The sequence below is a fragment of the Flavobacterium sp. DG2-3 genome (assembly GCF_030730925.1).
Taxonomy (GTDB): Bacteria; Bacteroidota; Bacteroidia; order Flavobacteriales; family Flavobacteriaceae; genus Flavobacterium.
In genome coordinates this window covers 208439-234475 of record NZ_JAVAMB010000005.1, presented here as the reverse complement: position 1 = coordinate 234475, position 26037 = coordinate 208439, and the positions used below count along the sequence as shown (strand labels likewise).

The window sequence follows — 26037 nt, the reverse complement described above, 5'->3', positions numbered from 1 at the left end:
ATTGAAAAAAAAAAGCAAAACATTTGGTAAAATGACCGATCGGTCATATATTTGCATCGTAAATACAATCCATCATGACAAAAGGTGAAGAAACCAGACAATTTATTATAGAAAAAGCCGCTCCTATTTTTAACACAAAAGGAATTGCAGCTACTTCTATGAGCGATATTATGGAGGCAACCAAACTGTCTAAAGGAAGTATGTACGTACATTTTGAAAACAAAGACGTTCTCGCCTGCGCTGCTGTAGATCATAATATGAAACTGCTGAACAGCAAACTTCAGGCAGAAATAACTCAGGGAAAAACTGCCGAAGAACAGCTTTTTGCTTATATCGATTTTTTCAGTAATCCGATAAATCCTCCGGTTACGGGCGGTTGTCCTTTATTGAATTTTGGAACTGAGGCAGACGACACCAACCCTATTGTAAAAGAAAAAGTAAACAACGTAATTAAACGTGGACAAAAGCTTTTGACTTCGATAATCGAAAAAGGAATCGAAAACAAAGAATTTGATCCAAACTGGAATGCAGCAGAATTTGCAACCGTTCTTTTTGCTATGCTGGAAGGCGGACACTTAATGTCCAGAATGTCCGGCAATAATGACAACATGAAAACCATTGTACAATCACTTAGAAAAATTATTTCTGAAAAGAAGATTTAATTTTTTTTATCATAAAAATGACCGATTGGTCATTTTTTAAAATTAATATTAATTATAAAAAACAAATACCATGTCAAAAACAATTTTAATTACAGGAGCATCAAAAGGATTCGGAAGAGCCTGGACAGAAGCATTTTTAGCAAAAGGTTACAACGTAGCGGCAACAGCAAGAAATTTAGAAAGCTTACATGATTTAAAAGAGAAATACGGAAAATCGATTTTACCTTTAACACTGGATGTAAACAAACGCGAAGAATCTTTAGAAGTCGTTCAAAAAGTAAAACAGCATTTCGGAACTATTGACGTTTTAATCAACAATGCAGGTTACGCACTTACAGGCGCTGTAGAAGAAGCAAGCGAAAGCGAAGCAAGAGAACAATTTGAAACCAACTTTTTTGGAACTTTATGGTTAACGCAAGCCGTACTTCCAGTTATGAGAGCACAAAAAAGCGGACATATTATTCAGGTTTCTTCTATTTTAGGACTGGCAACTTTACCAACAGCAATGGGACTTTACAGCGCTTCTAAATTTGCGGTTGAAGGTTTAAGCGAGACTTTAGCTTCAGAAGTAAAACAATTCGGAATCAACGTAACTTTATTAGAACCAAACGGATACGCATCCAACATTTGGCACACCGGAATTACCAGCGAAAGTTTGCCTTATTACGATGAAATTAAAAAAGCTCAGGCAGAAAGAGAAAATATCTTCGGAAAAGTTGAAGCAACAGCTCCGATAATTGTAAATCTGGTAGAAAACGAAAATCCTCCTTTGCGATTATTACTTGGAAAAGTGGCGCTTCCTTTCGTAAAACAAAGCTACGAACAACGATTAGACAGCTGGGAAAAATGGAACGATGTTTCTGTTGAAGCTCACGGATAATTAATTACATTTTCTAATTCAAACATAGCCGAAGGTTTCAACCTTGAGTACAATAATTTCTTCTGTTTGTGTACCCCAGGTTGAAACCTTCGGCTATGTTTAATCTTAGAATCTTAGCGTCTTAGCATCTCAGAACCTCAGAACCCTAGAAGCTTAGAACCTCAAAAAGAACCAAACGTCTTTCTATATTTATCCATTACAGTTTTAAACAAATCCTTATTGGACGGCGGCGAAAGAACAATCGCTTTAGAACCCGAGTTTATGGACTCTTCTATACTTTTCAGATTTTTACCGCCCGTTGCCATAACAGGAAAATTCGGAAATTGAGCTGTAATTTCTTTTACAATTTCGTTTGTGTTTGCTCCGCCAGAAACATGGAAAATAGTTACTCCTGCTTCGATTCTTTCTTTTAAAAATTTATAATTCGAAGTAGTAACCGTTGATATGATTGGTATTGCTACTTTTTCTCTGATTATTTTGATATCCTTATTTTCAAACGGAACATTTACTATAATTCCTGCCGCACCGGCTTCTTCTGCATAAATGGCCATTTCTAAAGACTTTTTGCCTTTTGTTTTTCCCCCGCCAACACCGCAGACAATTGGCTTTCCGGCAAAATCAATAAGTGTTTTGATTATTTTGGGCGAAGGCGGAAAAGGATAAACCGCCAAAATAGCGTCGGCATCGTTGTTTTCGATAAGCGCCATATCCGTAGAAAACAAAAACGATTTTACATTATGATCTCCAAATTGCAATCCGTCACAATTATTATGGATAATTTCTGGCGTACTTAGCTCTTTTTCAATTGGTTTATTCCTTTTGAATAATCTTTCCCAAAAGGAAATCTTCCTTTTATTCTCCCATATTGAGTCTGTAATTAAATTGATTTCCATGGTCGTTTATTTTTTGCATGATAACCAAATTTAGGAGGTTGAAATTTATTATTTTTATAAAATAAGGGCAAAAGTTTACATTTTGTAATGAGTCAGGGAAAAATTGTAGTGAAATAAAAAACAGAAACTTTGAAACCTTTAAATAGAAATTCTGGACATTATTTTGTAACACAATTAAATAGAAAGAAAGTAAATTTGCTTTTATACTAAAAAAATAATCATGAGAAATCTGGCAATTCTACTTTTATGCGTTTTCTGTTTTTCCTGCGGAAAAAAAGAAAACAGCATTGATACTACTTCTACAGAAACTATTCAGGATACAACGCAACAAATGGAAGTTGCAGATAAAGAACCTGTTATAGAAAACAACCTGCAAACTGGCGATACAATTGTCATGAATGTAAAAAATGAAAAAGGTCTCTACACTGCTGAAGGAACTTTGAATTCTGCTACTTCGAAAGTTTACATAAAATTTAAAAACGAAAATTCTGCAAACCTGAAAGCAAAAATTATACTTCCTGAAGGCGGAAACATTCGCTTTAATCAAATCATAGCTCCTGATAAATCTTCAGACGGGCCATTTGGTATGGATTTAGAAAAAAAACTGGAACAGAAAGGAGATTATATTTTAGTAATTGGTCATTCTCAAATGGCGGAGAATCCTTATGTTGGAAAGTTCGGAGTGCAATTGGAGATGTAAAATGCTACAACTAAAAACTCTATATCTTTTTTAGCATTATAACTTCTCCATATTTTCGTAATCCTCCAAAACTATTAAAAGAAATGGACTGCTCACTAAAATTTATTTTTTCTACTGGAGCATTATCAAAATAGGTATTATTGTCTAAAGCTGTAAATTTATTTGATTGTTCTGATAGTTGAAAAACTTTATTTCCTAATTTCAAAAATCCGCTTTCTCCGCCCTCAATAACACCAATCATTTTAAACTTAGGAACTACAATAATTGGATTAAACTTCATTTCTGCTTCCTTACTAAAAAATATTAGAATTTCCTGTACATTCTCTATTTTTTGCCCCACTTCTACGTCTACATTTCTGTAGAATAAAGTTGCTTGGATTTTCTTTCCTGTTTCACTTACAAGGATATAGGTTTCTTCTTCTTTTAGAGCCTTTACATCTTTAAAATTAAACCAAACGAAGAATGTAATTAAGATGAGAACAATAGAAATAAGCTTTTTCATTTGTAATAATATTAAAAATAATACTTTCCAAAACTAACAAAAATAGTTTCATCAATTCTAAATCCAAAAGAATAAAAGCTCAAGTAAAAGAATAGAAAATGAAGGAAAAGAGAAATCTGAATCTGAAACCAAAATCACAAAAGCCAGTCTTACTGAAAAAGATTTCACAAAGAAAATAAAACTCTAATTTTCAGTATTTTACTACTTAATTTTTAACTATTTGTAAGTTAAGGAATCGTTTTAAAATAAACCGCGGGTTGGAAAAACCATTAATGTTTTCTATTTTTATAAAATCTGGTAAACCACTTATACCCGATTTAACGTTATAAAAAAGAGGAAATTAAAATGAACAACGACAAAAATTTAAAAGCTGTCGCTTTCGGAGAAGTTCTTTGGGATGTTTTTGGAAATGAAAAAAAAATTGGCGGAGCGCCTTTAAATGTTATACTTCGGATGAAAGCACTTGGAGTCGATTCTAACATGATTAGCTGCGTTGGTAATGATTCTGATGGACAAGCTATTATTACTGAGGTCAATAAACTGGGCTTAAATACAGCTACTATTCTAAAATCAGACGATTATCCTACAGGATTGGTAAATGTAACATTAGACGAAAGTAAATCTGCTACTTATGAAATTCTTTATCCTTCTGCCTGGGACAAAATTATCTTAAACGAAGAAGCCCGCGAGTTAGTTGTAAATTCAGATGTTTTAATTTACGGAAGTCTGGTATGCAGAGATGAGGTTTCGAGAAAAGCTTTAGATGAATTACTTAATACGCACACTTATAAAGTTTTTGATGTCAATTTAAGAAATCCTCATTACGATTATGAAATCTTGAAGGATCTCATGCAGTCGGCAAATTTTATCAAATTTAACGATGAGGAATTAACCGAAATATGTCAGGCTTTTGATTCACCTTATACTACTTTGGAAGAAAACATGAATTTTATCTGTTCGCTCACAAACGCTACTGCAATCTGCGTTACGAGAGGAAAAGATGGCGCTCTTCTTTTGTGGGATAAACATCTTTATGAAAATGAAGGTTACACCGTAAAAGTTGAAGATACAGTTGGTGCAGGAGATTCTTTTTTGGGAGCTTTAATAACGTCGCTTTTAACAGATAAAGAACCACAGGAAGCGTTAAACTTTGCCTGCGCAACAGGAGCTTTAGTGGCGGGATCTGCAGGAGGAAATCCTGAAATTTCTATATCTGAAATTCAAAATCTAATTAACAGGAATTAAAAAATACACTTCATATAGTTAAATATTGATACAACCCGACAGGTTTTTAACATGTCGGGTTTATTTTTTAAAATATTCATAAAAGATTTCATCAATAACACATTTTTATACTATAAACACCATCTTTAAGCTTAAAACATGGGAAATATGTAAATTTAAAACGTAATTATTTCTTCTTAATCCTTGTGGGCGGTGTAACTTGCATTTTCATATAATCAGGAAAAAATGATGAAAAAATTACGAATTTCACTTATCAATATACACGGACTTTTAAAAGGTTCCGGTCTGGAAATTGGACGGGATGCCGATAACGGAGGTCAGACTAAATACATTTACGAATTAGCAGAATTTTTATCGCAACATGAAGATGTTGAGCATGTTCACCTTTTTACCAGATTAATTGACGATCCCGCTCTTTCACCGGAATATGCCGTTCCTGTTGAAATAATCAATGACAAATTAGATATTAGAAGAATTCCGTTTCTGGGAAAAAAATACAAGGCAAAAGAACAGCTTTGGGAAGGTTTGGACACTTTTGTGAATGGCGCAATGCAGCACATTAAAGAACATAATATTTTCCCCGACTGGATTCATTCTCATTATGGCGACGCCGGATATGCAGCGGCCGAATTATCTGCAGTTTTAAATATTCCTTTCGCTCACACGGGACATTCTCTGGGTTTTTATAAAAAGAAAAAATTAATAGAAAGTGGAGAAAATGAAGAAGAACTGGAGAAAAAATTCAAATTTAAAACACGAATTGCCGCAGAAGAAAAAACCTTAGAACTTGCCGAATTCATTGTAACTTCTACCGAACAGGAAATTGAAACTTACAAAGCGTATAAAAATTTTGAACTCGGAAAATACCACGCTATTTCTCCGGGAATAGATACCAGAAAATTTGTTCCGTATTATTTTCAGGAAAATGATTCTGATAAACATCTGGAAGAAACACAAAGAAAATATTGGGTTGCAGAAACAATTTCTAAATTCCTTACCAATCCGCACAAGCCAATTATTCTGGCACTTTCAAGACCTGACCGTCATAAAAACCTTCATACTTTAATAGAAGTCTACGGAAAAGACAAAGAACTGCAAAGCATTGCCAATCTGGTTATTTTTGCCGGAATCCGAAAAGATATTGCTAAAATGCCGGAATCGGAAAAAGATGTTCTGACGGATTTACTTCTCTTAATGGACAAATACGATTTGTACGGAAAAATGGCAATTCCGAAGAAACATGATGTAGAAAATGAAGTTTCGATTATTTATCGTTACGCCGCAGAAAAAAGAGGTGTTTTTGTGAATTTAGCCTTGCATGAGAATTTCGGTCTGACCGTTATAGAATCTGCTAGTTCGGGACTTCCGGTTGTGGTTACAAAAAATGGCGGACCTTCAGAAATTATCCCGGTTTGCCAGAACGGTGAATTGGTAGATCCGCAGGAAGAAAGTCAGATTAAAAAAGCACTTCGAAACATTCTTACAGATGAAAATCAATGGAAATATTATTCAAATAACGGAGCCATTAATATTCAGAAACATTACAGCTGGGTAAGCCACGTAAATCATTATGTGGAACTGGTAAAAGAAAATCTGTCTCTTTCGTCTGGTGCCGGAATCAAAAAACAGCATTATCCAAATATCAATATCAGCCGTTTAAAAAGAAGCATCGACCATTTGTTGGTTTCTGATATCGACGGAACTTTAATTGAACCTAAACTTTTAAATCCAGGTTTAAAAGAATTAAAATCGCACTTAAATAATCGCACCGATAAAATGGCTTTTGCCCTGGCTTCAGGCCGCAATCTGGATTTGGTAAAAAAGGTAATAACGGAAGAAGAATTTCCCCTGCCCGATTTCATTATTTGTTCGGTTGGAACAGAGATTTATTATACCAATGGAAAAGATTTTATTCTGGACAAAGGATGGGCAAAATTTCTTTCCGGAAGATGGAAAAGAGAAGAAATTGTCACTAAACTAAAAGCCGTTAAATGGATTAAACTTCAGGAAGACGAAGCTCAGAATCCGTATAAAATCTCTTATTACTATGAAGAAGATCATTACAATCATGAAGAGTTAATTGAGGTTTTGGGAAAAGAATGGTATAAAGTAAATATCATTCCGAGCCACGGCCAGTTTCTGGATTTTATTCCGAAACGTGCTTCTAAAGGAAATGCTATTAAATTTTTATGCCGAAAATGGGCAATTCCATTAGGAAATGTGATTGCTGCCGGAGATTCCGGAAATGATGTTGATATGTTCAGAGGTCCTGTAAAGGGAATTATTGTGGGAAACAGAAGTGTGGAACTTTTGGCTTACGAAACCACAAAAAGTATTTATGTGGCTAAAACCGCAGCATCTGAAGGGATTTTAGAAGGTTTAAAACATTATAAAATCATCAAATAAAATAAAAAGATAGCCACGAATTTCACAAATTACACAAATTTATAATTCGAGAAAATCGTGGCTAAAAAGATTTACTCAAAGTAAAAATCTAGCCAGACGAACTTTGTCAAAGTTTGAAACTTTGACAAAGTTTTACAAATTCATAAAATTCGTGAATTCGTGGCTAAAAAAAATATACTAACAGTTTAAAATAAGTAATAAAATGTATTCAGGTTCAGGATTTAGCAACTGGGAAATTGGAGATGTTGATGTATTTATAGACGAAAAAGGCGTTCATCATTTATTTCATTTAATTATTCCAAATCACGATTATATTGCGCATGCAGTTTCAAAAGACGGTCTTTCATGGAAAAGAGTAAAAAATGCTCTTTTTGTTGGCGATCCCGGCGAATGGGACGATGATATGTTATGGACCATGCATGTGAGTAAAAAATCGGATGGCGAAGGTTATGAAATGTATTATACCGGATTGAAACGTCAGGATAAGGGAATTGAACAAAAAGTAGGACGAGCGGTTTCTACCGATCTGATCAATTGGAAAAAAGAAAATATCTACGGACTTCCATTTAAAAGTGAGGCGCCGCATTATGAGGGACAAAATAATAATCCCAGACAATGGATTAGTTTTCGTGATCCTTTCAAATATCAGTACAAAGGCGAAGATTATTTACTGATTTGCGCCAGAAGTGCTTCAGGACCAACATATCGAAGAGGTTGTATTGGCGTTGCAAAGAGAGAAAAAGAAGGTTTTGTTTTGCAAAAGCCGCTTCATATTCCGTACGTTTATGACGATGTCGAATGTCCTTGTGTTTTCGAAATTAAAGGAACGCATTATCTTTTGGGTTCTATCAGAGAAGACATTAAAATACGTTATTGGTCGGCACCGGAATTCAGAGGTGAATATTGCGCTTTTCACAACAATGTTTTGCTTCCGCAGGGAAATTATGCTGCAAGAGTTGTGAAAGAAGGAAAACATTATCTGCTCTATAATTTTTATTTTGCTGACGGAAATGTGAATACACACCGCGTGATTCCGCCGCCAAAACAACTGGATACCGATAAAAGCGGAAGACTTCGCTTAAAAAGTTATTATTTCTGGGAAAAACTATATCAGAAAACAATTCTGCAGAAAGATCTGCCGCAGCCTATGCCAATTCTGGGAAATCCTACAGCGGAATTTCTTCAGGAAAATGAAAACAAATGGCGTTTTGGATGCCGAAGCGGGTACGAAATTTATTGCTTCGAAAAACCTTCAATGGATTTTGTCTGGGAAGGAACGCTTTCTGTTGAAGGAATGGGAAAAACGGGTTTTGTAATCGAATGCGATAAAGAAGGAACGGGATATTATATTTCGATCGATTTTATGAATGGTTTTGTGCAGTTTAGAGCGTGGGGATTTAATGAAAAAGACGTCAAAAACAACTTTATATTTCAGAATATTCAAACCAATCAATTTGAAATTGACGAAGAAAAACAGATTTATTTTAAGATAATCCGTTACGGAAATTATTATGAACTTTCTATAAATGATATTGTAAAACTAACTTTGCTTGATTTTAAATACAGCGAAGGAAAAGTGGGAATTTATGTTTGCTCTGCTGTTATTTCGGTAAGCGATTCTAAAATTCATGTTATTCCGGAACCGGAAAACGAGTATGCGGCTTCTGATCCTGAAAAATATGAAAAAGATCATAACAGAATTATTCAGGTTCAGGGAACGGGGCAGCTATAAGACGGCTGTAACGGCTTGGGACGGCTTGGGACGCGGATGACGCGGATTTACTTCGTAAAGACGCGGATTTAAACGGATTTTTTATTTATATAATTTAATATGACTAAAAAAATTTGAACACATAGGAACATAGTCCCGAAACTTCGGGATTATTTTGCTTAAAAAGAGTATTTCAGAGAAATTAAATTTCTTTCACATAGCTTGATACACACAGCTATGTTTATTTATGTAAATGAAATGCCTTTTATAGACAAACTAAACTATGACTCTATGTGTTTAAAAAACATGCGTTTGCTCTTTTATAATGCTAAAAAATTTGAACACATAGAGACATAGTCCTGAAGCTTCGGGATTATTTCTCTAAAAAGAGGATTATAGAGAAATTAGATTTCTTTCATAAAACTTGATACACACAGCTATGTGTATTTATGTAAATGAAATGCCTTTTGTAGATAAACTAAACTATGATTCTATGCGTTTAAAAATATTTCAACAATAAAAAAACTACTTATGATAAAAAAAATCGCAACTACGTTTTTATTTTTTCTGGTTTTTAATCTTTCACAGGCGCAGCAAAATGACGCATCAAAATGTCGTTACACAAAAACGCCTCAGGGTTATCTGATGGTTCTTCGCGAAGGCGATAATGTTTTGGAATTAATTGAAAAACTGGTTCAAGAACAAAATATTCCTTCGGCAAATTTTACCGGAATTGGTTTTGCGCAGGATGCTACTTTTGGATTTTATGATTTTGGCGAAAAGAAATTTCATCCCAAAACTTTCAATAAAGTCGAAATGGGCAGCATTACAGGATCTATTGCCTGGAGTGGCGAGAAACCTTCTATTCACATGCACGGCGTAGCAACCGATGACAAATTTGATGCTTATGGCGGTCACATTCTCGCATTAAAAGTCGGGACGGGTTCTATGGAAATTTACATCACGGTAAATCCTGAAAAACTGGAAAGAAAAGTTGAACAGCCGCTAAATGCCAATGTTTTGCAATTGCCTTGTATAAAGTAGATTTTGGTTGGCAAATCAAACTTTGTCAAAGTTTAAAACTTTGACAAAGTTGAACATCAGTTCTGGTTAATAGAATTGTTTTTATTTTGAGAGATAAAACTTATATTGGCATTCTAAACTGATACTTTTACAAAATGCCACACAGTCCGTCTCCAGAAGATGTAAAGCGAATTTTCGAAAACTATTTTACCGCCGACATGAATATCTGGAAAGGTTTTTCGGAGAAAATTAAAGTGCGTGAATTTGATAAATCTGATATTATAAAAGATTATCACGGAGTCGAAAAATACCTGAACATCATCATTAAAGGATCGGCTGGATTATTTGTTTGGGACGGCAAAAGAGACATTTGCATTAATTTGCTGTACGAAAATAGTTTTATAAGCGATTATATGTCTTTTCTGAATCAGCAGCCGTCTGTTATTAAAACGGAGGCTTTAGAAGATGTAACGCTTTGGTCTATTTCGCATCTCGATTTAAAAGAATTGTATCAAAGATCTGAAACAGGTTTGCGAATCGGAAAAGCGATTTCTGAAATGCTTTACGTGCGCAAACAGCAGGAACAGATTAACCTTTTAACGCTTTCTCCTCAAGAACGTTATTTAAAACTTATAGAAGGCCGTCCGGAAATTTTCCAGAGAACGCCTCTTAAAATCATTGCTTCTTATCTCGGATTAACGGCTGAAAGTTTAAGCCGAATTCGAAAAAGAGTTATGGAAAAATGATTTCTTACCCAAAGTCAATTTTATTTTCATTTTCGCGTACTAAGTTTGCTTCACTAAACCAAACAAATTTAAAACGATGAAAAATAAAATCAACTTTGCCGCTATCCTAGTTTATTACGTAATCGCTGTAATCTGCAGATATGCAGCTACAAAAACTAACTTATTATCTGGAATCGAAAATCCGTATTTGGTAATTCTCCTTCGTGGTGTTGGTCCCGCTTTGGGCGCTCTAGCTGCAATTAAAATATTTTCTCTTCATAATCCAATGTCTTTAAAAGGAATCTACAAAAATGCAATTGTTCCTTTTGCCGTTTACTGGATTCTTCCTGCGGTTTTAATCGCTGCAGTTTATTATTTCACTATCGGCAAATTCCCTATTTTATTAATGTTTACCGTTTTAGCTTACGGACTTTTGGAAGAAATTGGCTGGCGAGGCTTTTTACAGGAACAGCTAAAATCGCTTCCTAAATTTACTTCAATTCTGATTATTGCAGTTCTTTGGTTTGCTTGGCATCTTAATTTCGAAACCACCCCAAGCAATATGATTTTCTTCGGAATTATTTTCTTCGGATCATGGGGAATCGGGAAAGTGTATTCTTCTACAGGATCATTGTTAGCCGTTGCAGGAGTGCATTCTTTAAACAATTTCTTTCGTAACGGTCTTCACGAAACAGAACTTACTTTAATTGTAGTTCTTCTAGCAATATGGGTTGGTTTTATCATTCTTTATAACAGAAAATATAGAACAAAAGCTGTAGCAACTCAAATCACTTAATATAAGCCAGTGCGGTAAACTTTGTCAAAGTTTTGAACTTTGACAAAGTTATCCTGATGTAAAACTATGTGTTTAAATTAATTAATATTAATTCAATCGCTCAGTAGTTTCTATTCTCAAACAATATTCACTTCCAAGATATAAAGGGTTTCCATGTTTCTCCGACCAGAATCCTTCCAAAATATCTTTAGTAATACATCTGTAAACGGCAACGCCTTTATAGGTTTTGCTGTCATCACCTTTGTAACTAAAATTAATTACTAAAATATTATCTTTAAAAAATCCTGTTCCTTTTTGTTTGTGCGAATTAATAAGCCAGTCCGCTTTAATACGGTTATTTTGATCCAAAGTTAAACTCAGCGTCCCTTTATAACTTATCTCATTGCTCTCGTCCTGATTGCTTCCTGAAATGGAATAATCTCCAATTAAATCTTGTATAGTCATTTATTCTTTTGATGATAAAATATACATTCTTTCAAATCGTAATCATTAAAATGTATTTGTAGTACTGCAAAGGTAAAAATTATTACAGCAATATATTTAGCAATTAATTTTAAAACCTCTCGAAAGTTCTTCGAAAAACAACATTAATTTAATGCAACAGAGTTTCATTAGTAAAGAAATTATCTTTACTTTACGTCACTAAAATAAACTAAATGAACAGGCGTAAATTTTTAAAAGGCTCAACAGCATTAACCGGACTTTTTACATTAGGTCCGTCAGTTATTCTGGCAAATGATTTAGAATCTATTTCTAAAAAAAGTAAAAAAGCAAAAAATATCATTATCCTGATAAGCGACGGTATGAGTACCGGAACGCTGCAAATGGCAAATTTATATTCACAGAATATTTTAGGCAAAAACGGAAACTGGATGAATCTCTATGCCGAAAATAAAGTTTCGAGAGCTTTAATGGATACTGCTTCTGCAAGTTCTATTGTTACCGATTCTGCCGCAGCAAGTTCTTCTTTTGGAGGTGGACATCGTGTTAAAAATGGTGTTTTAAACGTTGGTGCTAATGGAGAAAAATATCTTCCGATTTGGCAAAAGTTTAAAAATGCGGGTAAAAAAGCGGGCTGCGTGACTACCGTTACCATTACTCATGCCACTCCCGCAGGTTTTTGCGTAAATTCTGACAGCCGAAACGCAGAGCCTGAAATTGCAGAAATGTACGCAGATCTTGGAATTGATGTCTTAATGGGCGGTGGAGATGAGTTTTTCAATGCTGCAAAAAGAGCCGATAAAAAAGATCTTTACGGCAAATACGAACAGAAAGGATATCAGATTCTAAAAAATGGTGCTGATTTAAATAATTTAAAAAAAGGAAATAAAACGCTTGGCATTTTTTCTTCAGGCGCACTTCCCTATTCTATTGACCGCACCAATATTGCTGAATTGCAAAATACGCCAACTCTTGCCGAAATGAGTACAGCAGCCATTAACCAAATGAAAGATCATGAAAATGGTTTTGTTTTAATGATTGAAGGCGGAAAAGTCGATTGGGCGGCTCATGCCAATGATATTTCGGCTTTGCTTCACGATCAGTTGGCTTTTGATGATGCCATAAAAGCAGTCATAGATTTTGCCGAAAAAGACAAAGAAACGCTTGTCATTATTACAACAGATCATGGAAATGCTAATCCGGGGCTTATTTATGGAGCAGATGCCGTAAAGAATTTCAAAAGCATTGCTGATTATAAATACACAAACGAATACATTTTAAATGCCATTCATAGCGATTTTAATTTGCAGCAAATTAAAGATTGGATTTTTGAAACCAACAAAATAAGCCTGACCGATGAAGAAGCAAAACACTTGCTGGACTTTTATTCGGGACTCGAAAAACAAGAAGGTGGACTGTATAATTATAAAAAATTGCCTTTTAAAGCCTATTCAGAAATCCAGAAAAAACACAATAATGTGGGCTGGATCAGCATGGATCATTCTGGCGATTATGTCGAACTTGCCGCTTTTGGGCCAGGAAGCGAACTTCTGAAACCTTTTGTTAAAAATACCGATATGCATTATTTAATGTTAAAAGCTTCGATAGAAAGTTAGACTTTTGTGAATTATGAATTATAAATTATGAGTTATGACTAAATCAGTTTTTATACCTTGCACAAAGATTATAACTCATAATTTAAAATTCACATTTAATCATTCCCATTTAATAACTCATAACTCATAATTCATAATTTATAACTCATAATTCATAATTTATAACTCATAACTCATACTTCCCCACGTTGATATTTTGTTAATTTCTTATAGAATTTAATAAATCCATATCAAAATTTATAGTTAAATTGGTAGTATGAGAACAAATCCGGATGTACTTATTATTGGAGGCGGGCTTGCTGGTCTGGCAGGCGCTTTACACTTATCCAAAAAAGGATTGAAGGTTATTCTTATCGAAAAAAATACTTTTCCAAAACACAAAGTCTGCGGAGAATACATCTCAAATGAAATTCTTCCCTACTTATTCTGGCTGGACATAGACGTTTCAAAACTTCATCCAACAGCTATTTCAAACTTTGAATTCACCGCGCAAAATGGTAAAACAGCAAAAACAAAACTTCCGTTAGGCGGTTTCGGAATCAGCCGTTACGAATTGGATCATTTTTTATTTCAAAAAGCAATAGAAAATGGCTGTACCGTTATTACAGAAACGGTGACCAATGTTTCTTTTCAAAACGACATTTTTACGGTAACCACCTCTGAACAAATGCTCAATGCAAAAATAGTTTTGGGCGCTTTTGGCAAAAGATCCAATATTGACCAAATCCTTTCCAGAGATTTTATTTCTAAAAAATCTCCGTGGCTGGCTGTGAAAAGTCATTATAAAGGAAACTTTGACGAAAGTCTTGTCGCTTTATACAATTTTCAAGGCGGATATTGCGGGGTTTCAAAAGTCGAAAAAAACATTATAAACATTTGCTATCTGGCCGATTTTGAAACTTTTAAAAAGTATAAAAACATCGAAGAATATCAGAAAGCAGTTCTTTATAAAAATAAAAAACTGAAAGCTGTTTTGGAGAACAGCACTTCCCTATTCGAAAAACCTTTAACGATCAGTCAGATTTCATTTGATAAAAAAGAACCTGTAGAAAATCATATTCTTATGATTGGCGATACCGCTGGATTAATTCACCCGATGTGCGGCAACGGAATGGCAATGGCGATTCACAGTGCAAAAATAGCTTCAGAATTAGTTTTGGATTTTTATTATGGAAAAATCGAATCCAGAAATGAATTCGAAAAAAAATACAGAAAAGAATGGAAAAAGCATTTCGGAAAAAGATTATTCTTCGGACGAATACTGGCCAAAGCCCTAACACATAAAAACCTTACTCATGTATTAACAACCGTTGCAGCATCCATGCCGTCATTACTTTCGATTATTATAAAACAAACACACGGTCGTCCCATAACTAGTGAATAAATGAGTGTAAATACCAAATATAGAACAGAAGAAATCGAAATGATGGATGATTTTTCGCTTCAAAGCGAAGAACTTATCGGTGCGCTAGATCAGATTGCTGCTATCAATCAGTTACTTGGCGGAAATAAACTGACGCTTCATGGGATAAAAGAGCTTTTAAAAAAGACCGATACTTCTAAAACGATTACCATTGCCGACATTGGATGCGGAAATGGCGATATGCTTCGAATGCTTGCCAATTATGGAAAAAAACATAATCTAAAATTTCAATTAATTGGAATTGATGCCAATGCTTTTACGATTGATTATGCCCGAAAACTTTCAGCAGATTTTACCAATATCGAATATAAATGTCTGGATATTTTCAGTGAAGATTTTAAATCGCTAAAATACGATATTGTCTTATGCACGCTGACCTTGCATCATTTTACCACAAATCAGATAAACGATCTGATGGAAACATTAAACGATAATGCTTCGATCGGAATTGTGGTGAATGATTTGCATCGCAGTAAAGTTGCCTATAGATTATTTCAGCTAATTGGCGTGGTTTTCAATCTTAACAAAATGTCTCGCAACGATGGTTTGATTTCTATTCTAAAAGGATTCAAAAAGAAAGAATTAGAACATTTTTCTAAAAAATTAAATTTAAAAAACTATTCCATCAACTGGAAATGGGCTTTCCGTTACCAATGGATAATTACAAAAATATGAGTGTAAAGATAGTTACAGCTGTAAAACAGCTTCCGCAATATTCCCGTACGACCGAAGAAATCCTTCCGCTTGTAGAAGTTTGGCTTGAAGGTCAGGAAGAACGTTTTGTCAAAAAAGTAAAAAAGATATTTGAAGGCGCTTCTGTAGATAAACGGTATTCTATTATGGAACCTACAGAGGTTTTTACAGCCACTTCATTCGAAGAAAAAAATGATATTTACAGTCGCGAAATGATTGTTCTGGGAGAAAAAGTACTAGAAAAAGCACTCCAAAAAGCAGATTGGGATCCGCAGAGTTTAGATTACATTATTACGGTAAGCTGCACCGGAATTATGATTCCGTCGCTCGATGCGTATCTTATCAATAAAATGAAATTAAGACAAGATATTGTTCGCCTTCCGGTAACCGAAATGGGCTGCGCGGCAGGAATATCAGGAATTATTTATGCGAAGAATTTTCTAAAATCGAATCCAGGAAAACGTGCTGCGGTAATTGCGGTAGAATCGCCAACAGCCACTTTTCAGTTGAATGATTTTTCGATGCCGAACATTGTCAGTGCCGCTATTTTTGGAGATGGAGCCGCTTGCTGTTTGTTGTCGTCAAGCGAAAGTGATAATGGTCCCGAAATTCTGGATGAACAAATGTATCATTTTTACGATGCCGAACACATGATGGGTTTTAAACTCACCAACGGCGGATTGCAGATGGTTCTAGATATTGAAGTTCCAGATACAATTGCCTCTCATTTTGGCGATATTATACATCCGTTTTTAAAACAGAATAATCTAGAAATCAAAGATATTGACCATATGATTTTTCATCCCGGCGGAAAAAAAATTGTCACAACGGTTGAAGAACTTTTCGCAGGATTACATAAAAATATCAACGATACAAAAGAAGTGCTAAAACAATATGGAAATATGTCGAGTGCGACTGTTTTGTATGTTTTGGAGAGCATTATGAACCGAAAACCGAAAAAAGGAGAAAAAGGTATAATGCTGAGTTTTGGTCCAGGTTTTTCGGCACAAAGAGTTTTATTGCAATGGTAATTTGAAAGCTTATGGAATTAAATAAAATCATCAAACAGCTTCCGTACAGTGAACCTTTTCTATTTGTAGAGGAATTGCTTCACGTAGATGAAAATGGCGTGACGGGAACCTATACTTTCAACGAAAATTTAGACTTTTATAAAGGGCATTTTAAAGACAATCCAGTTACTCCGGGCGTTATTTTAACCGAAACCATGGCTCAGATTGGAATGGTTTGTTTGGGAATATTTCTGTCGGGAAATGAATTGAGTGAAAATACCGTAATTGCTTTTACTTCGGCTGAAATGGAGTTTTTAAAACCCGTTTATCCAAACGAAAAAGTAACCGTAACTTCTGAGAAATTGTTTTTTCGTTTTGGAAAATTAAAGTGCAACGCCGTAATGAAAAATGAGGCTGGACAAGAAGTTTGTCGCGGAATTCTGGCTGGAATGATAACAAAAAGATTATGAAAAAGCGAATCGTAATAACAGGTCTTGGAGTTGCGGCGCCAAATGGTGTTGGAATTTCGGAATTTACAAATGCGTTGCAAAACGGCATTTCTGGTATTCGTCATGATAAACAATTAGAAGAATTGCAATTTTCCTGTCAGATTGCGGGTCAGCCACAAATTTCAGAAGAATTAAAAGCGCAATATTTTACCGAACTCGAACTTCGCGGATTTAATAGCACGGGAATTCTCTACGGCGTTATGGCAGGTATGGAAGCTTGGAACCATGCAGGATTGCCACTAAACGAAACTCCAGATTGGGACAGCGGTGCCATTTTTGGTGCTGGAACTTCTGGAATAGATAAATTTCGCGAAAGCATTTATAAAATTGACGAATTGCAAACCCGCAAATTAGGAAGCACCGTCGTTGCTCAAACCATGAACAGCGGTGTCAGCGCTTATCTGGGCGGCAAAATCGGATTCGGAAATCAGGTTACAACCAATTCTTCGGCTTGTATTACGGGTGCAGAAGCGATTTTGATGGCGTATGACCGAATACAATCTGGACATGCCAAACGGATTTTAGCAGGAAGCACTTCAGATAGCGGACCTTATATATGGGCAGGATTTGATGCGCTTCGTGTCTGTTCTTCTAAATTTAACGACAATCCCGAAGAAGGCTCAAGACCCATGAGTGCTTCGGCTGCAGGATTTGTTCCCGGAAGCGGTGCCGGAGCTTTTGTGGTTGAAGATTTGGAAAGCGCCCTAGAACGTAATGCCACGATTTATGCCGAAATTTTAGGAGGCAATATCAATTCTGGCGGGCAGCGCGATGGCGGTACTATGACGGCTCCCAACAGTACTGCTGTGCAAAGATGTATTAAAAGTGCAGTCGAAAATGCTGGAATAAACCCAAATGAAATTGATGCTATAAATGGCCACTTAACCGCGACCACAAAAGACAGTTTGGAAATTGAAAATTGGACCAAAGCTTTAGAAAGAAGTGGTTCTGACTTTCCGTACATTAATTCTCTAAAAAGTTTAACGGGACATTGTTTAAGCGCTTCTGGAAGTATTGAAAGTGTAGCTTCGGTTTTACAGCTTCATGAAGGTTTTTTGTTTGGAAATAAAAACTGCTCTGATCTTCATCCTGAAATCGCTTCTCTTATTGATCCTTCGAAAGTGCTTTTAGAAACAATTAAAACAAATCCAAAAATAATTGCGAAAGCCAGTTTTGGTTTTGGCGATGTGAACGCATGCATAATCTTTAAAAAATTTGAAAACTAATATGAACAAAACCGAACTTATCGAAAAATTAAAAGGAATTATAAAGCCTTTTACAACAAACACAGAAGCGTTTGACAATCTTACAGAAGAAACCGATTTTATTAAAGACCTCAATATCAATTCGGCTAATCTGGTTGATATTGTACTGGATATCGAAGAAAATTTTGATATTGTGATCGACAATGCCGACATGGAACGTATGCTTGACGTAAAAACCGCAGTTGAAATCATCGAAACCAAACTTGCCGAAAAATGATTGGCAATGACATTATAGATCTTGCGCAGTCACGTTTGGAAAGCAACTGGCAGCGCAAAGGTTTTATAGAAAAACTTTTTACCACAGAAGAACAAGAGTTTATAAGAAATCATTCGAAACCCGAAACTATGGTTTGGCTTTTATGGAGCATGAAAGAAGCGGCTTATAAAATCTACAACCGTCAAACTAAAATACGCGAATTCTGTCCGAAGAAGCTTTGCTGTTTTTTAGATTCTTTCAATCTTAATCAAGCATTCGGAAAAGTAATTTGCAATGAAAATGTTTATTATACCAAAACCACAATTTCTCCTGAAAGCATTCATACCATTGCTGTAAACAATCTCCAAAACTTAAATTATGTGATTGAAGTTGAAAACGTCGAAATTATAAAAGACGAAAATGGTATTCCGTATTCAAAAACTTCAAATTCGCTTCAGGATATTTCAATCAGCCATCACGGAAGATTTGAAAAATGGGTAATGATTCAACAATGAGGAAACTAAACTTCTAGTATCTAAAATACTTTCTATTCATTTTAAAACCTCGATCTTAATTTCGTTAAAATAAAATTGTTTATCAAGTATTTATACATTACAGAAATTACTTACTTTTATAAAAACTCCCTGAAATCCAAAAACGATTAAAGCAGCTTATTGATATGCTCGTTGTGCCGACAGCGTTTTAAATAGCTGTATCCTAATTATATTATTTGAGATAGAAATAAGATAAATAATAATCGTATGGTACATGTAGTATATTGTGATGACAAAGAAAAAGTATTAGAAAAAATACTATCAGGAGAAAAAACAATGGTTGTGCGTGGTGCAACAGGGAGAAAAATTCCTCACAGCAGAGTATTCAGAAATGAGGTTTTATATTTTATGGAGAAAGGAACTAAGCAAATTTCTGCTAAAGCGCTAGTAACCAATGTAGAAAACTATATTAAATTAGCAGATTCTGAGATTATAACTATTCTTGAAAGCAATCAGGAAAATCTCAATTTGACGGATAACCAGAAAAAACGCTGGCGAAAAAAATGCCTCATTCTCGTTAAATTTGCGAAAGTAGAGGAAATAGATCCACCTCTGAACTTCGAACACCAAAAAAATATGGATGACTGGTTAATTCTAGAAAGAATTGAAGACGTAATTGTTGGGTCAAGTATTCCTTATAATTATGACAATAGCAAGTTCAAATAAACGATAATAACCCAATATGAAAACAATTATCGATGATATTCGTCAAACGCTCAAAGACAGTGTTGATGAAAAAACAAAAAACGGCTCTCAGCATTTCTTTAAAGAAGAAATTAATTCGTATGGAGTTAAAATTCCAGTTGTACATCAAATCAGTAAAGAAATTTTAAGTGACATAAAAGGCAAACCGAAACAAGAAATTTTTGATTTGTGTGAAATTCTTTGGCAATCTGGCAATCTCGAAGAATCTATTATCGCGTGCAATTTATCGTATGCTCTGCGTAAACAGTACGAGCCTTCAGATTTTGAAACGTTCGAAAAATGGGTAAAAAACTATGTAAACAATTGGGCTTCGTGTGATACGCTGTGTAATCACACTATTGGTGATTTTCTCCAAATGTATCCTGCACACATTGCGAAACTGAAAAAATGGGCACTTTCCTCTAACCGTTGGACACGTCGTGCCGCTGCTGTAACCTTGATAATTCCCGCCCGAAAAGGATTATTCTTAGAAGAGATTTTTGAAATAGCCACAATCCTACTTCATGATAAAGACGATTTGGTTCAAAAAGGTTATGGCTGGATGCTGAAAGCGGCAAGTGAAGCACATCAAAAAGAAGTATTCGATTTTGTAATCAAAAATAAAGCGACCATGCCAAGAACCGCACTTCGATATGCTATCGAAAAAATGCCTCCCGATATGCGAGCCGAAGCGATGAAGAAGTAGTATGCCTATTTCTTCAACTCTGCAAAATTCAGTTACTTTTATTTTTATTCGAATGCGTTTTTTCTTTATTTTAGTTATTCATAAAATATTGAATTATAATTAATTATACTTTATCAGTTTCTTCAATTATATAAAAATAAAATGCAGCAGATAAAAACGACTCTTTTTTTGTATGCAATCCTAATCGGGTTTTCAATTCCCATTTGTTACGGACAGTACAAGATTTCGGGATATATTGAAGCAGAACAGCAAAATAAAACGGTTTATTTGAGTCTGCTAAAATATGACGAAGAAACGATGATTACCGAAAATCAGATTCTTTTTTCGACGCAAACGGACAGTTCTGGTTATTTTGAATTTAAAGGACAGCTTTTATCAGAAAAAGACAAATTGTATCGCATCCATTCTAACATTAACTCAGGCAAAGGACTGCAATTGATTCAGGATAATGAGAAAAGCAATTATCATAATTTTATTTTCTCTAATCGAGATACTATTTACTTTTCAAAATCGGGAAGCAATTGGTTTAGTCAATCAAAAAATAGCAATTTAACTGATAAAAAATGGGAAAAGCTAAAATCTTTTGAAGGACAATTGGAGAAAAGCAATTCTCAAATCAAAAACAAAGAAGCACAGCAGCAGGCTATAAATGATTTTGCTGAAAAAGTGAAATCGTACAGTGAAAAGAATATGAAGCATCCGCTTCTAAAACTTTTAGCTTTTTGGGATATTAAAAAAAGTGATTTTGATGTAAAAACCGATTTTGAAAAAAATCTGGAGTTTTACGAAGCCATTTCAAACTCGTTAAAAAACTACTATGGCGAAACCTCTTATTATCTTCAATATCAAGATGAAATCTCAAAAATATCGAATGTTATTTTACAGCAACAATATGCTTTTCATAAAAAACTAAATTATTTCTTAGGCTTTTTAGTCTTCGTTTTGAATATTGTTGCTGTTTTTCAATTCAGAAAATTGAAACTGCTGAAACCAAAAGAAAACCAGCTCCAATTTTCAAACTTAAGCTTGACGAGTCAAGAAGAGAAAATCACCAGATTGATCTTGGCAGATAAGACCAATAAAGAAATTGCTAACGCACTTTTTATTTCTTTGAGCACGGTAAAAACGCATATCCGAAATCTTTACGCCAAATTAGATGTAGCAAATCGGCATGAATTGGCAGAGAAATTAAAAAATCATCCTAGGGATTAGTCCTAATTTCAGCCCTTTAGTAACTCATTTTCAATACTGGCAATTCTAATTTTGTTTTCGAAATCTTAAACATCAATCGAAAATGAAAAAGAATTTTTTATTGCTAATCTTCACGATGCTTTTACAATTTGCCACAGCACAAGAAACAGAAAAAGCTTTAGCAAAAAGGCAAAACATTCAAACAAAACTTCTGGAAGCCAAAGTCCTCTTAGAAAAAGATAATGGAAAACTTTGGGGAAAACCAATTTGGAATGACAGTATTATTGTAATCGATTTTGATTCTTCTATTTACAGTTTGGCAAACTTACCAAACAGTAAAACCGATAATGATACTTTACATTATAAAACAATGGAACGCAATTCTCTGGTTTTTGTCAATACCACTCAAAAATATGAAGGAAAAGAATATGCTACAGTTTTGAATAACTATCTGGATGATAAAAGCGCTACAGTTATTCATGAATTGTTTCATTTACTGCAGATGAAATCTCGAAAATTTAAAGGAAATCCGATTGAATATTTGGACGAAACTAATGCCCGTATTTTATTGCGATTAGAATATCAGGCATTAAAAAATGCTTTGAAGGCTATTAGCGAAAAAAGAAAAAACGTTGAAGTCAAAAACCATCTGAAAGATGCCGTTATTTTTAGAAAAGAAAGACAAAAGCAATATGCAAAATGCCTTAACGACGAATTGGAAATAGAAACCTTAGAAGCGTTAGCCAATTACACTGGTTTCGCTTTATCTTCTTATTCTAATAAATACGAAAAGGCAATCGAGGAAATTAATGATCGTGAAGAGGCCAAAACATATACCAGACCTTTCCCCTACGCCACTGGCCCAGCCTATGGATTAATTTTTGATTATCTGGATATTCCTTGGAAAAATGGCTTAGACAAAATTTATAATTTTGCCGACATTTACGAAAATATGGTTCTTAAATCGGCATTAAATGTCAATAAAAAGGGTTTAGAATCTGCTAAACTCAGAAACAATTTTGAGGAAATAAACAGACAAGAAATTGCGCGAGAAAAAGAACAAAAGAAGCTAATTGACTATTACACCGATTTACTGTTTAATAAACCAACCTTAAAAGTCGCCATTACTGATATTGAACATTACGGACGTACTTTTAATATGAATGGCACTTTAACTTTAAACGATAAGGGAATTGTGTATTCTAGTATAAAAGGTCGTGATAAATCGGGAAAAAACTTTGGAAATTTTGGCACAATTGAAGGAAAAAACCAATTGGGCAAAGCTGGAATTCTAAGTTATGAAAAAGAGGGAAAAACATATTTTGTGTTTCCGCTTCCTTCTAAAATTGAGGGCAGAAAAATTATAAGCGAATTTTACGAAATAGAATTGAATCCCGATTGGAAAGCGGTAAAGCAAAATGATGGGAATATGGAAATTGTGAGAGAACCCGAAGAACATTAAAGAGGTTTTGGGGTTCTAAAACTCTTCGATAAAATTATTTATATTTTTATAAGTTGGCTATAAATAGATTTTAAGTATATTTATTTAATACTTACTAAATCAAATCCAACCAGCCAAAACCAATGAAAAAAAGATCCATCGTTGTTGCGTTACATTTTTTTGCTTTAACCACCTTTGCGCAAGAAAATTTTCCGTACAAAAACCCCAATCTACCTACAGAACAGCGTGTTAATGACTTAGTATCGAGAATGTCATTAGACGAAAAAATAAATCAATTAATGGATTCTGCTCCAGCAATTGACCGCTTGGGAATTCCTGAGTACAATTGGTGGAACGAATCGCTGCATGGCGTTGCCCGTGCGGGATTTGCCACTGTTTTTCCGCAATCTATTTCTATTGCTTCTTCTTGGGATCGCCAATTGATTTTGGACGTAGCTACTGCTATTTCTGATGAAGCACGCGCGAAACACCATGAATATTTAAGAAGAGGTCAGCACGGTATTTATCAAGGCTTGACATTTTGGTCGCCAAACGTCAATATATTTCGAGATCCTCGTTGGGGACGCGGGCATGAAACCTATGGCGAAGATCCGTTTTTAACGGGCCAGTTGGGACTCAATTATGTAAACGGACTTCAAGGCAATAATGAGAAATATTTAAAAGTAGTCGCTACTGCCAAGCACTATGCCGTACACTCTGGGCCAGAACCATCACGCCATTATTTCGATGCCAATACAAGCGATATTGATCTTTATGAAACCTATCTTCCAGCTTTTAGAACATTGGTAAAAGAAGGACATGTTTACTCTATAATGGGTGCTTATAACCGTTTTAGAGGAGAATCGGCTAGCGCTAGTCCGTTTTTGTTTAATATTCTAAGAAATGACTGGGGTTTTAAAGGTTATGTAGTATCCGATTGTGGCGCTGTAACGGATATTTGGAAATACCATAAAATAACAACTGATGCGCCAAGTGCTTCAGCTCTAGCAGTAAAAAATGGTTTGGATCTGGAATGTGGAAGCAGTTTTAAATCTTTAAAGGAGGCCGTAGATTCCAAATTAATTGCTGAAGCTGACATTGATATTGCTGTTAAACGTTTATATACCGCTCGTTTCAAGTTAGGAATGTTTGATCCAGACGATATTGTACCTTTTGCTCAGATTCCGTATTCTGATAATAACAATGCAGCGCACGATTATCTTGCTAGAATAGCTTCTCAAAAAAGTATTGTGCTTTTGAAGAACCAGAATAATACGCTGCCACTTTCTAAAAACATTAAAACAGTTGCCGTAATTGGTCCAAATGCAGATGATATTCAGTCTTTATGGGGAAATTACAGCGGAGTTCCGAGCAATCCGGTTACGGTTTTAAAGGGAATTCAAAACAAATTGGAGCCGAACGCTAAAGTTTTATATGCCAAAGGAACGGACTTAGCTAAAGGAGTTGAAGCAATGAAAATTATTCCGTCTATTTATTTTCAGAATGAAAACGGAACGCAAGGTTTAGTTGGAGAATATTTTAATAATTTGGATTGGAAAGGAAAACCATTATTTACCCAAATTGATGATAATATAGATTTTGAATGGGATATTAACACGCCAGATCCTCGATTGAAAATGGGGCATTACAGTGTAAAATGGACAGGTTTTCTTACGGTTCCTAAAACGGGAATTTATAACATTTCAGAGTGGTCAAAACCTTTTATGACTGTTCAAATTGAAGGAGGAAAAGCTGAAGGCGGAAAAAACGATCATCACCCACGTTTTCGTCCGCAAAAAATTAATTTAGAAGCAGGAAAGAAATATAAAATAGAAATCAAGTATCAGAATTACTACGGAGACGCCATTGCAAAACTGTTTTGGGCAGAACCAGAAGAAAATTTGGTTCAAAATGCGGTACAGACTGCCAATCAAGCCGATGCTGTAATTTTAGTTTTAGGATTGAATGAGCGTTTGGAAGGAGAAGAAATGAAAGTTGAAGCAGATGGTTTTAATGGCGGTGACCGAACAAGTTTGGATTTACCAGCAAATCAGGAAGAATTGATGAAAGCCGTTAAAGCTACTGGAAAACCAGTTATATTAGTTTTAATAAACGGAAGTGCGCTTTCTGTCAATTGGGCAAATGACAATATTCCCGCAATTCTTACAGCAGGATATCCTGGACAGCAAGGTGGTAACGCTATCGCGGATGTCCTTTTTGGAGATTATAATCCAGCGGGAAGACTTCCGGTTACGTATTATAAATCTGTTGACCAGCTTCCTAAATTTGAAAATTATGATATGGAAGGAAGAACGTATCGCTACTTTCATAAAACGCCTTTATATCCTTTTGGATTTGGTTTGAGTTATACGAATTTCAACTATTCTAATTTACAGCTTCCAAAAGAGTTAAATTCCGAAAATGATTTTAAAGTATCTGTAGATGTAACCAATACAGGAGAACGTGACGGAGATGAAGTGGCTGAATTATATCTGAAAGATGAAAAAGCTTCTACTCCGCGTCCGATTTTGCAATTGGAAGGTTTTGAGCGCATTCATCTTAAAAAAGGAGAAACCAAAACGGTCACTTTTACTATTACGCCAAGACAGCTTTCTATGATCAATAAGAAAAAACAGCGTGTGGTAGAACCGGGATGGTTTACAATTTTTGTTGGCGGAAAACAGCCTGATGGTTCTAAAGATGTTCAAAGTGGCAGAATAAACTTTACAGGTAAAACTATAACTCTAGAGAAATAGTTCTGAAAT

Annotated in this window: 25 protein-coding genes; 22 read left to right on the top strand and 3 right to left on the bottom strand. The window is 34.9% G+C overall.

Features of this window, described 5'->3' with window-relative positions; genetic code table 11:
• The first annotated feature begins 74 nt into the window (after window positions 1-74).
• Both Q9Q97_RS09750 and Q9Q97_RS09745 read left to right on the top strand, forming a co-directional pair.
• The gene (locus Q9Q97_RS09750) at window positions 75-662 is read left to right on the top strand and encodes a TetR/AcrR family transcriptional regulator (protein WP_306156441.1); all 588 of its coding nucleotides are present in this window, start codon (window positions 75-77) and stop codon (window positions 660-662) included.
• Between the two features lie 70 nt (window positions 663-732).
• Window positions 733-1542 carry an SDR family NAD(P)-dependent oxidoreductase gene (locus Q9Q97_RS09745; RefSeq protein ID WP_306156439.1) on the top strand — a complete coding sequence of 270 codons (810 nt, stop codon included), beginning with the start codon at window positions 733-735 and terminating at the stop codon, window positions 1540-1542.
• A 161-nt stretch (window positions 1543-1703) separates the two neighbouring features.
• On the opposite strand, the gene Q9Q97_RS09740 is transcribed toward Q9Q97_RS09745, so the two are convergent.
• The gene (locus Q9Q97_RS09740; RefSeq protein ID WP_306156436.1) at window positions 1704-2435 is read right to left on the bottom strand and encodes a hypothetical protein; all 732 of its coding nucleotides are present in this window, start codon (window positions 2433-2435) and stop codon (window positions 1704-1706) included.
• Between the two features lie 220 nt (window positions 2436-2655).
• Between Q9Q97_RS09740 and Q9Q97_RS09735 the strand changes: the two genes are divergently transcribed.
• A complete protein-coding gene (locus Q9Q97_RS09735) occupies window positions 2656-3135 on the top strand; it encodes a hypothetical protein (RefSeq protein ID WP_306156435.1) in 480 nt (159 codons plus the stop codon).
• A 19-nt stretch (window positions 3136-3154) separates the two neighbouring features.
• Here the strand turns inward: Q9Q97_RS09735 and Q9Q97_RS09730 are convergent, their stop codons facing one another.
• On the bottom strand, window positions 3155-3637 hold the full coding sequence (locus Q9Q97_RS09730) for a hypothetical protein (protein WP_306156433.1): 483 nt from the start codon (window positions 3635-3637) through the stop codon (window positions 3155-3157).
• Between the two features lie 345 nt (window positions 3638-3982).
• Between Q9Q97_RS09730 and Q9Q97_RS09725 the strand changes: the two genes are divergently transcribed.
• From Q9Q97_RS09725 to Q9Q97_RS09700, 6 genes are all read left to right on the top strand, one after another.
• On the top strand, window positions 3983-4882 hold the full coding sequence (locus Q9Q97_RS09725; protein ID WP_306156431.1) for a carbohydrate kinase: 900 nt from the start codon (window positions 3983-3985) through the stop codon (window positions 4880-4882).
• A gap of 225 nt (window positions 4883-5107) precedes the next feature.
• Window positions 5108-7288, top strand: coding sequence for an HAD-IIB family hydrolase (locus Q9Q97_RS09720; RefSeq protein ID WP_306156429.1), 2181 nt, complete (start codon window positions 5108-5110; stop codon window positions 7286-7288).
• A gap of 202 nt (window positions 7289-7490) precedes the next feature.
• Window positions 7491-9020: a glycosyl hydrolase family 32 gene (locus Q9Q97_RS09715; protein WP_306156427.1), complete on the top strand. Its 1530-nt coding sequence runs from the start codon at window positions 7491-7493 to the stop codon at window positions 9018-9020.
• 510 nt (window positions 9021-9530) lie between these two features.
• A complete protein-coding gene (locus tag Q9Q97_RS09710; RefSeq protein WP_306156425.1) occupies window positions 9531-10043 on the top strand; it encodes a PPC domain-containing DNA-binding protein in 513 nt (170 codons plus the stop codon).
• Window positions 10044-10177: 134 nt separating this feature from the next.
• Window positions 10178-10768, top strand: a complete 591-nt coding sequence (locus Q9Q97_RS09705) for a Crp/Fnr family transcriptional regulator (protein WP_306156424.1) — start codon at window positions 10178-10180, stop codon at window positions 10766-10768.
• Between the two features lie 76 nt (window positions 10769-10844).
• The gene (locus tag Q9Q97_RS09700; RefSeq protein WP_306156422.1) at window positions 10845-11543 is read left to right on the top strand and encodes a CPBP family intramembrane glutamic endopeptidase; all 699 of its coding nucleotides are present in this window, start codon (window positions 10845-10847) and stop codon (window positions 11541-11543) included.
• 87 nt (window positions 11544-11630) lie between these two features.
• On the opposite strand, the gene Q9Q97_RS09695 is transcribed toward Q9Q97_RS09700, so the two are convergent.
• Window positions 11631-11987, bottom strand: coding sequence for a hypothetical protein (locus Q9Q97_RS09695; protein ID WP_306156420.1), 357 nt, complete (start codon window positions 11985-11987; stop codon window positions 11631-11633).
• 212 nt (window positions 11988-12199) lie between these two features.
• Here Q9Q97_RS09695 and Q9Q97_RS09690 point away from each other — a divergent pair, with 212 nt between their 5' ends.
• The 13 genes from Q9Q97_RS09690 (at window position 12200) to Q9Q97_RS09630 (ending at window position 26028) form a co-directional block, all read left to right on the top strand.
• Window positions 12200-13600 (top strand): alkaline phosphatase, encoded by a 1401-nt coding sequence (locus Q9Q97_RS09690; RefSeq protein ID WP_306156418.1) that lies wholly within the window; start codon window positions 12200-12202, stop codon window positions 13598-13600.
• A 256-nt stretch (window positions 13601-13856) separates the two neighbouring features.
• The gene (locus Q9Q97_RS09685; protein WP_306156416.1) at window positions 13857-14984 is read left to right on the top strand and encodes an NAD(P)/FAD-dependent oxidoreductase; all 1128 of its coding nucleotides are present in this window, start codon (window positions 13857-13859) and stop codon (window positions 14982-14984) included.
• Entirely contained in the window at window positions 14985-15698 is a 714-nt protein-coding gene (locus Q9Q97_RS09680) for a methyltransferase domain-containing protein (protein ID WP_306156414.1), read from the top strand.
• Complete coding sequence (locus Q9Q97_RS09675) at window positions 15695-16747, top strand: type III polyketide synthase (protein WP_306156411.1); 1053 nt, start codon at window positions 15695-15697, stop codon at window positions 16745-16747. Before Q9Q97_RS09680 ends, Q9Q97_RS09675 begins: the two co-directional genes overlap by 4 nt.
• An 11-nt stretch (window positions 16748-16758) precedes the next feature.
• Window positions 16759-17196, top strand: coding sequence for a 3-hydroxyacyl-ACP dehydratase FabZ family protein (locus tag Q9Q97_RS09670; protein ID WP_306156409.1), 438 nt, complete (start codon window positions 16759-16761; stop codon window positions 17194-17196).
• The gene (locus Q9Q97_RS09665; RefSeq protein WP_306156407.1) at window positions 17193-18461 is read left to right on the top strand and encodes a beta-ketoacyl synthase; all 1269 of its coding nucleotides are present in this window, start codon (window positions 17193-17195) and stop codon (window positions 18459-18461) included. Before Q9Q97_RS09670 ends, Q9Q97_RS09665 begins: the two co-directional genes overlap by 4 nt.
• A gap of 1 nt (window position 18462) precedes the next feature.
• The gene (locus tag Q9Q97_RS09660) at window positions 18463-18717 is read left to right on the top strand and encodes an acyl carrier protein (protein WP_306156405.1); all 255 of its coding nucleotides are present in this window, start codon (window positions 18463-18465) and stop codon (window positions 18715-18717) included.
• Window positions 18714-19211 (top strand): 4'-phosphopantetheinyl transferase superfamily protein, encoded by a 498-nt coding sequence (locus tag Q9Q97_RS09655; protein ID WP_306156403.1) that lies wholly within the window; start codon window positions 18714-18716, stop codon window positions 19209-19211. Before Q9Q97_RS09660 ends, Q9Q97_RS09655 begins: the two co-directional genes overlap by 4 nt.
• A gap of 246 nt (window positions 19212-19457) precedes the next feature.
• Window positions 19458-19916 carry a hypothetical protein gene (locus tag Q9Q97_RS09650; protein WP_306156401.1) on the top strand — a complete coding sequence of 153 codons (459 nt, stop codon included), beginning with the start codon at window positions 19458-19460 and terminating at the stop codon, window positions 19914-19916.
• Between the two features lie 16 nt (window positions 19917-19932).
• Window positions 19933-20640: a DNA alkylation repair protein gene (locus Q9Q97_RS09645; protein WP_306156399.1), complete on the top strand. Its 708-nt coding sequence runs from the start codon at window positions 19933-19935 to the stop codon at window positions 20638-20640.
• Between the two features lie 141 nt (window positions 20641-20781).
• A complete protein-coding gene (locus Q9Q97_RS09640; protein ID WP_306156397.1) occupies window positions 20782-21852 on the top strand; it encodes a response regulator transcription factor in 1071 nt (356 codons plus the stop codon).
• Between the two features lie 82 nt (window positions 21853-21934).
• Complete coding sequence (locus Q9Q97_RS09635; protein WP_306156395.1) at window positions 21935-23293, top strand: hypothetical protein; 1359 nt, start codon at window positions 21935-21937, stop codon at window positions 23291-23293.
• Between the two features lie 122 nt (window positions 23294-23415).
• Entirely contained in the window at window positions 23416-26028 is a 2613-nt protein-coding gene (locus Q9Q97_RS09630) for a beta-glucosidase (protein ID WP_306156393.1), read from the top strand.
• Window positions 26029-26037: the final 9 nt, after the last annotated feature.

Bases quoted from the DNA above. Each gene is read 5' to 3' on its own strand.
- Q9Q97_RS09630 (WP_306156393.1), top strand. From the start codon at position 23,416: ATGAAAAAAAGATCCATCGTTGTTGCGTTACATTTTTTTGCTTTAACC.
- Q9Q97_RS09750 (WP_306156441.1), top strand. From the start codon at position 75: ATGACAAAAGGTGAAGAAACCAGACAATTTATTATAGAAAAAGCCGCT.
- Q9Q97_RS09645 (WP_306156399.1), top strand. From the start codon at position 19,933: ATGAAAACAATTATCGATGATATTCGTCAAACGCTCAAAGACAGTGTT.
- Q9Q97_RS09740 (WP_306156436.1), bottom strand. From the start codon at position 2,435: ATGGAAATCAATTTAATTACAGACTCAATATGGGAGAATAAAAGGAAG.
- Q9Q97_RS09690 (WP_306156418.1), top strand. From the start codon at position 12,200: ATGAACAGGCGTAAATTTTTAAAAGGCTCAACAGCATTAACCGGACTT.
- Q9Q97_RS09735 (WP_306156435.1), top strand. From the start codon at position 2,656: ATGAGAAATCTGGCAATTCTACTTTTATGCGTTTTCTGTTTTTCCTGC.
- Q9Q97_RS09705 (WP_306156424.1), top strand. From the start codon at position 10,178: ATGCCACACAGTCCGTCTCCAGAAGATGTAAAGCGAATTTTCGAAAAC.
- Q9Q97_RS09660 (WP_306156405.1), top strand. From the start codon at position 18,463: ATGAACAAAACCGAACTTATCGAAAAATTAAAAGGAATTATAAAGCCT.
- Q9Q97_RS09695 (WP_306156420.1), bottom strand. From the start codon at position 11,987: ATGACTATACAAGATTTAATTGGAGATTATTCCATTTCAGGAAGCAAT.
- Q9Q97_RS09675 (WP_306156411.1), top strand. From the start codon at position 15,695: ATGAGTGTAAAGATAGTTACAGCTGTAAAACAGCTTCCGCAATATTCC.
- Q9Q97_RS09730 (WP_306156433.1), bottom strand. From the start codon at position 3,637: ATGAAAAAGCTTATTTCTATTGTTCTCATCTTAATTACATTCTTCGTT.
- Q9Q97_RS09710 (WP_306156425.1), top strand. From the start codon at position 9,531: ATGATAAAAAAAATCGCAACTACGTTTTTATTTTTTCTGGTTTTTAAT.
- Q9Q97_RS09670 (WP_306156409.1), top strand. From the start codon at position 16,759: ATGGAATTAAATAAAATCATCAAACAGCTTCCGTACAGTGAACCTTTT.
- Q9Q97_RS09725 (WP_306156431.1), top strand. From the start codon at position 3,983: ATGAACAACGACAAAAATTTAAAAGCTGTCGCTTTCGGAGAAGTTCTT.
- Q9Q97_RS09720 (WP_306156429.1), top strand. From the start codon at position 5,108: ATGATGAAAAAATTACGAATTTCACTTATCAATATACACGGACTTTTA.
- Q9Q97_RS09685 (WP_306156416.1), top strand. From the start codon at position 13,857: ATGAGAACAAATCCGGATGTACTTATTATTGGAGGCGGGCTTGCTGGT.
- Q9Q97_RS09745 (WP_306156439.1), top strand. From the start codon at position 733: ATGTCAAAAACAATTTTAATTACAGGAGCATCAAAAGGATTCGGAAGA.
- Q9Q97_RS09655 (WP_306156403.1), top strand. From the start codon at position 18,714: ATGATTGGCAATGACATTATAGATCTTGCGCAGTCACGTTTGGAAAGC.
- Q9Q97_RS09650 (WP_306156401.1), top strand. From the start codon at position 19,458: ATGGTACATGTAGTATATTGTGATGACAAAGAAAAAGTATTAGAAAAA.
- Q9Q97_RS09640 (WP_306156397.1), top strand. From the start codon at position 20,782: ATGCAGCAGATAAAAACGACTCTTTTTTTGTATGCAATCCTAATCGGG.
- Q9Q97_RS09700 (WP_306156422.1), top strand. From the start codon at position 10,845: ATGAAAAATAAAATCAACTTTGCCGCTATCCTAGTTTATTACGTAATC.
- Q9Q97_RS09665 (WP_306156407.1), top strand. From the start codon at position 17,193: ATGAAAAAGCGAATCGTAATAACAGGTCTTGGAGTTGCGGCGCCAAAT.
- Q9Q97_RS09635 (WP_306156395.1), top strand. From the start codon at position 21,935: ATGAAAAAGAATTTTTTATTGCTAATCTTCACGATGCTTTTACAATTT.
- Q9Q97_RS09680 (WP_306156414.1), top strand. From the start codon at position 14,985: ATGAGTGTAAATACCAAATATAGAACAGAAGAAATCGAAATGATGGAT.
- Q9Q97_RS09715 (WP_306156427.1), top strand. From the start codon at position 7,491: ATGTATTCAGGTTCAGGATTTAGCAACTGGGAAATTGGAGATGTTGAT.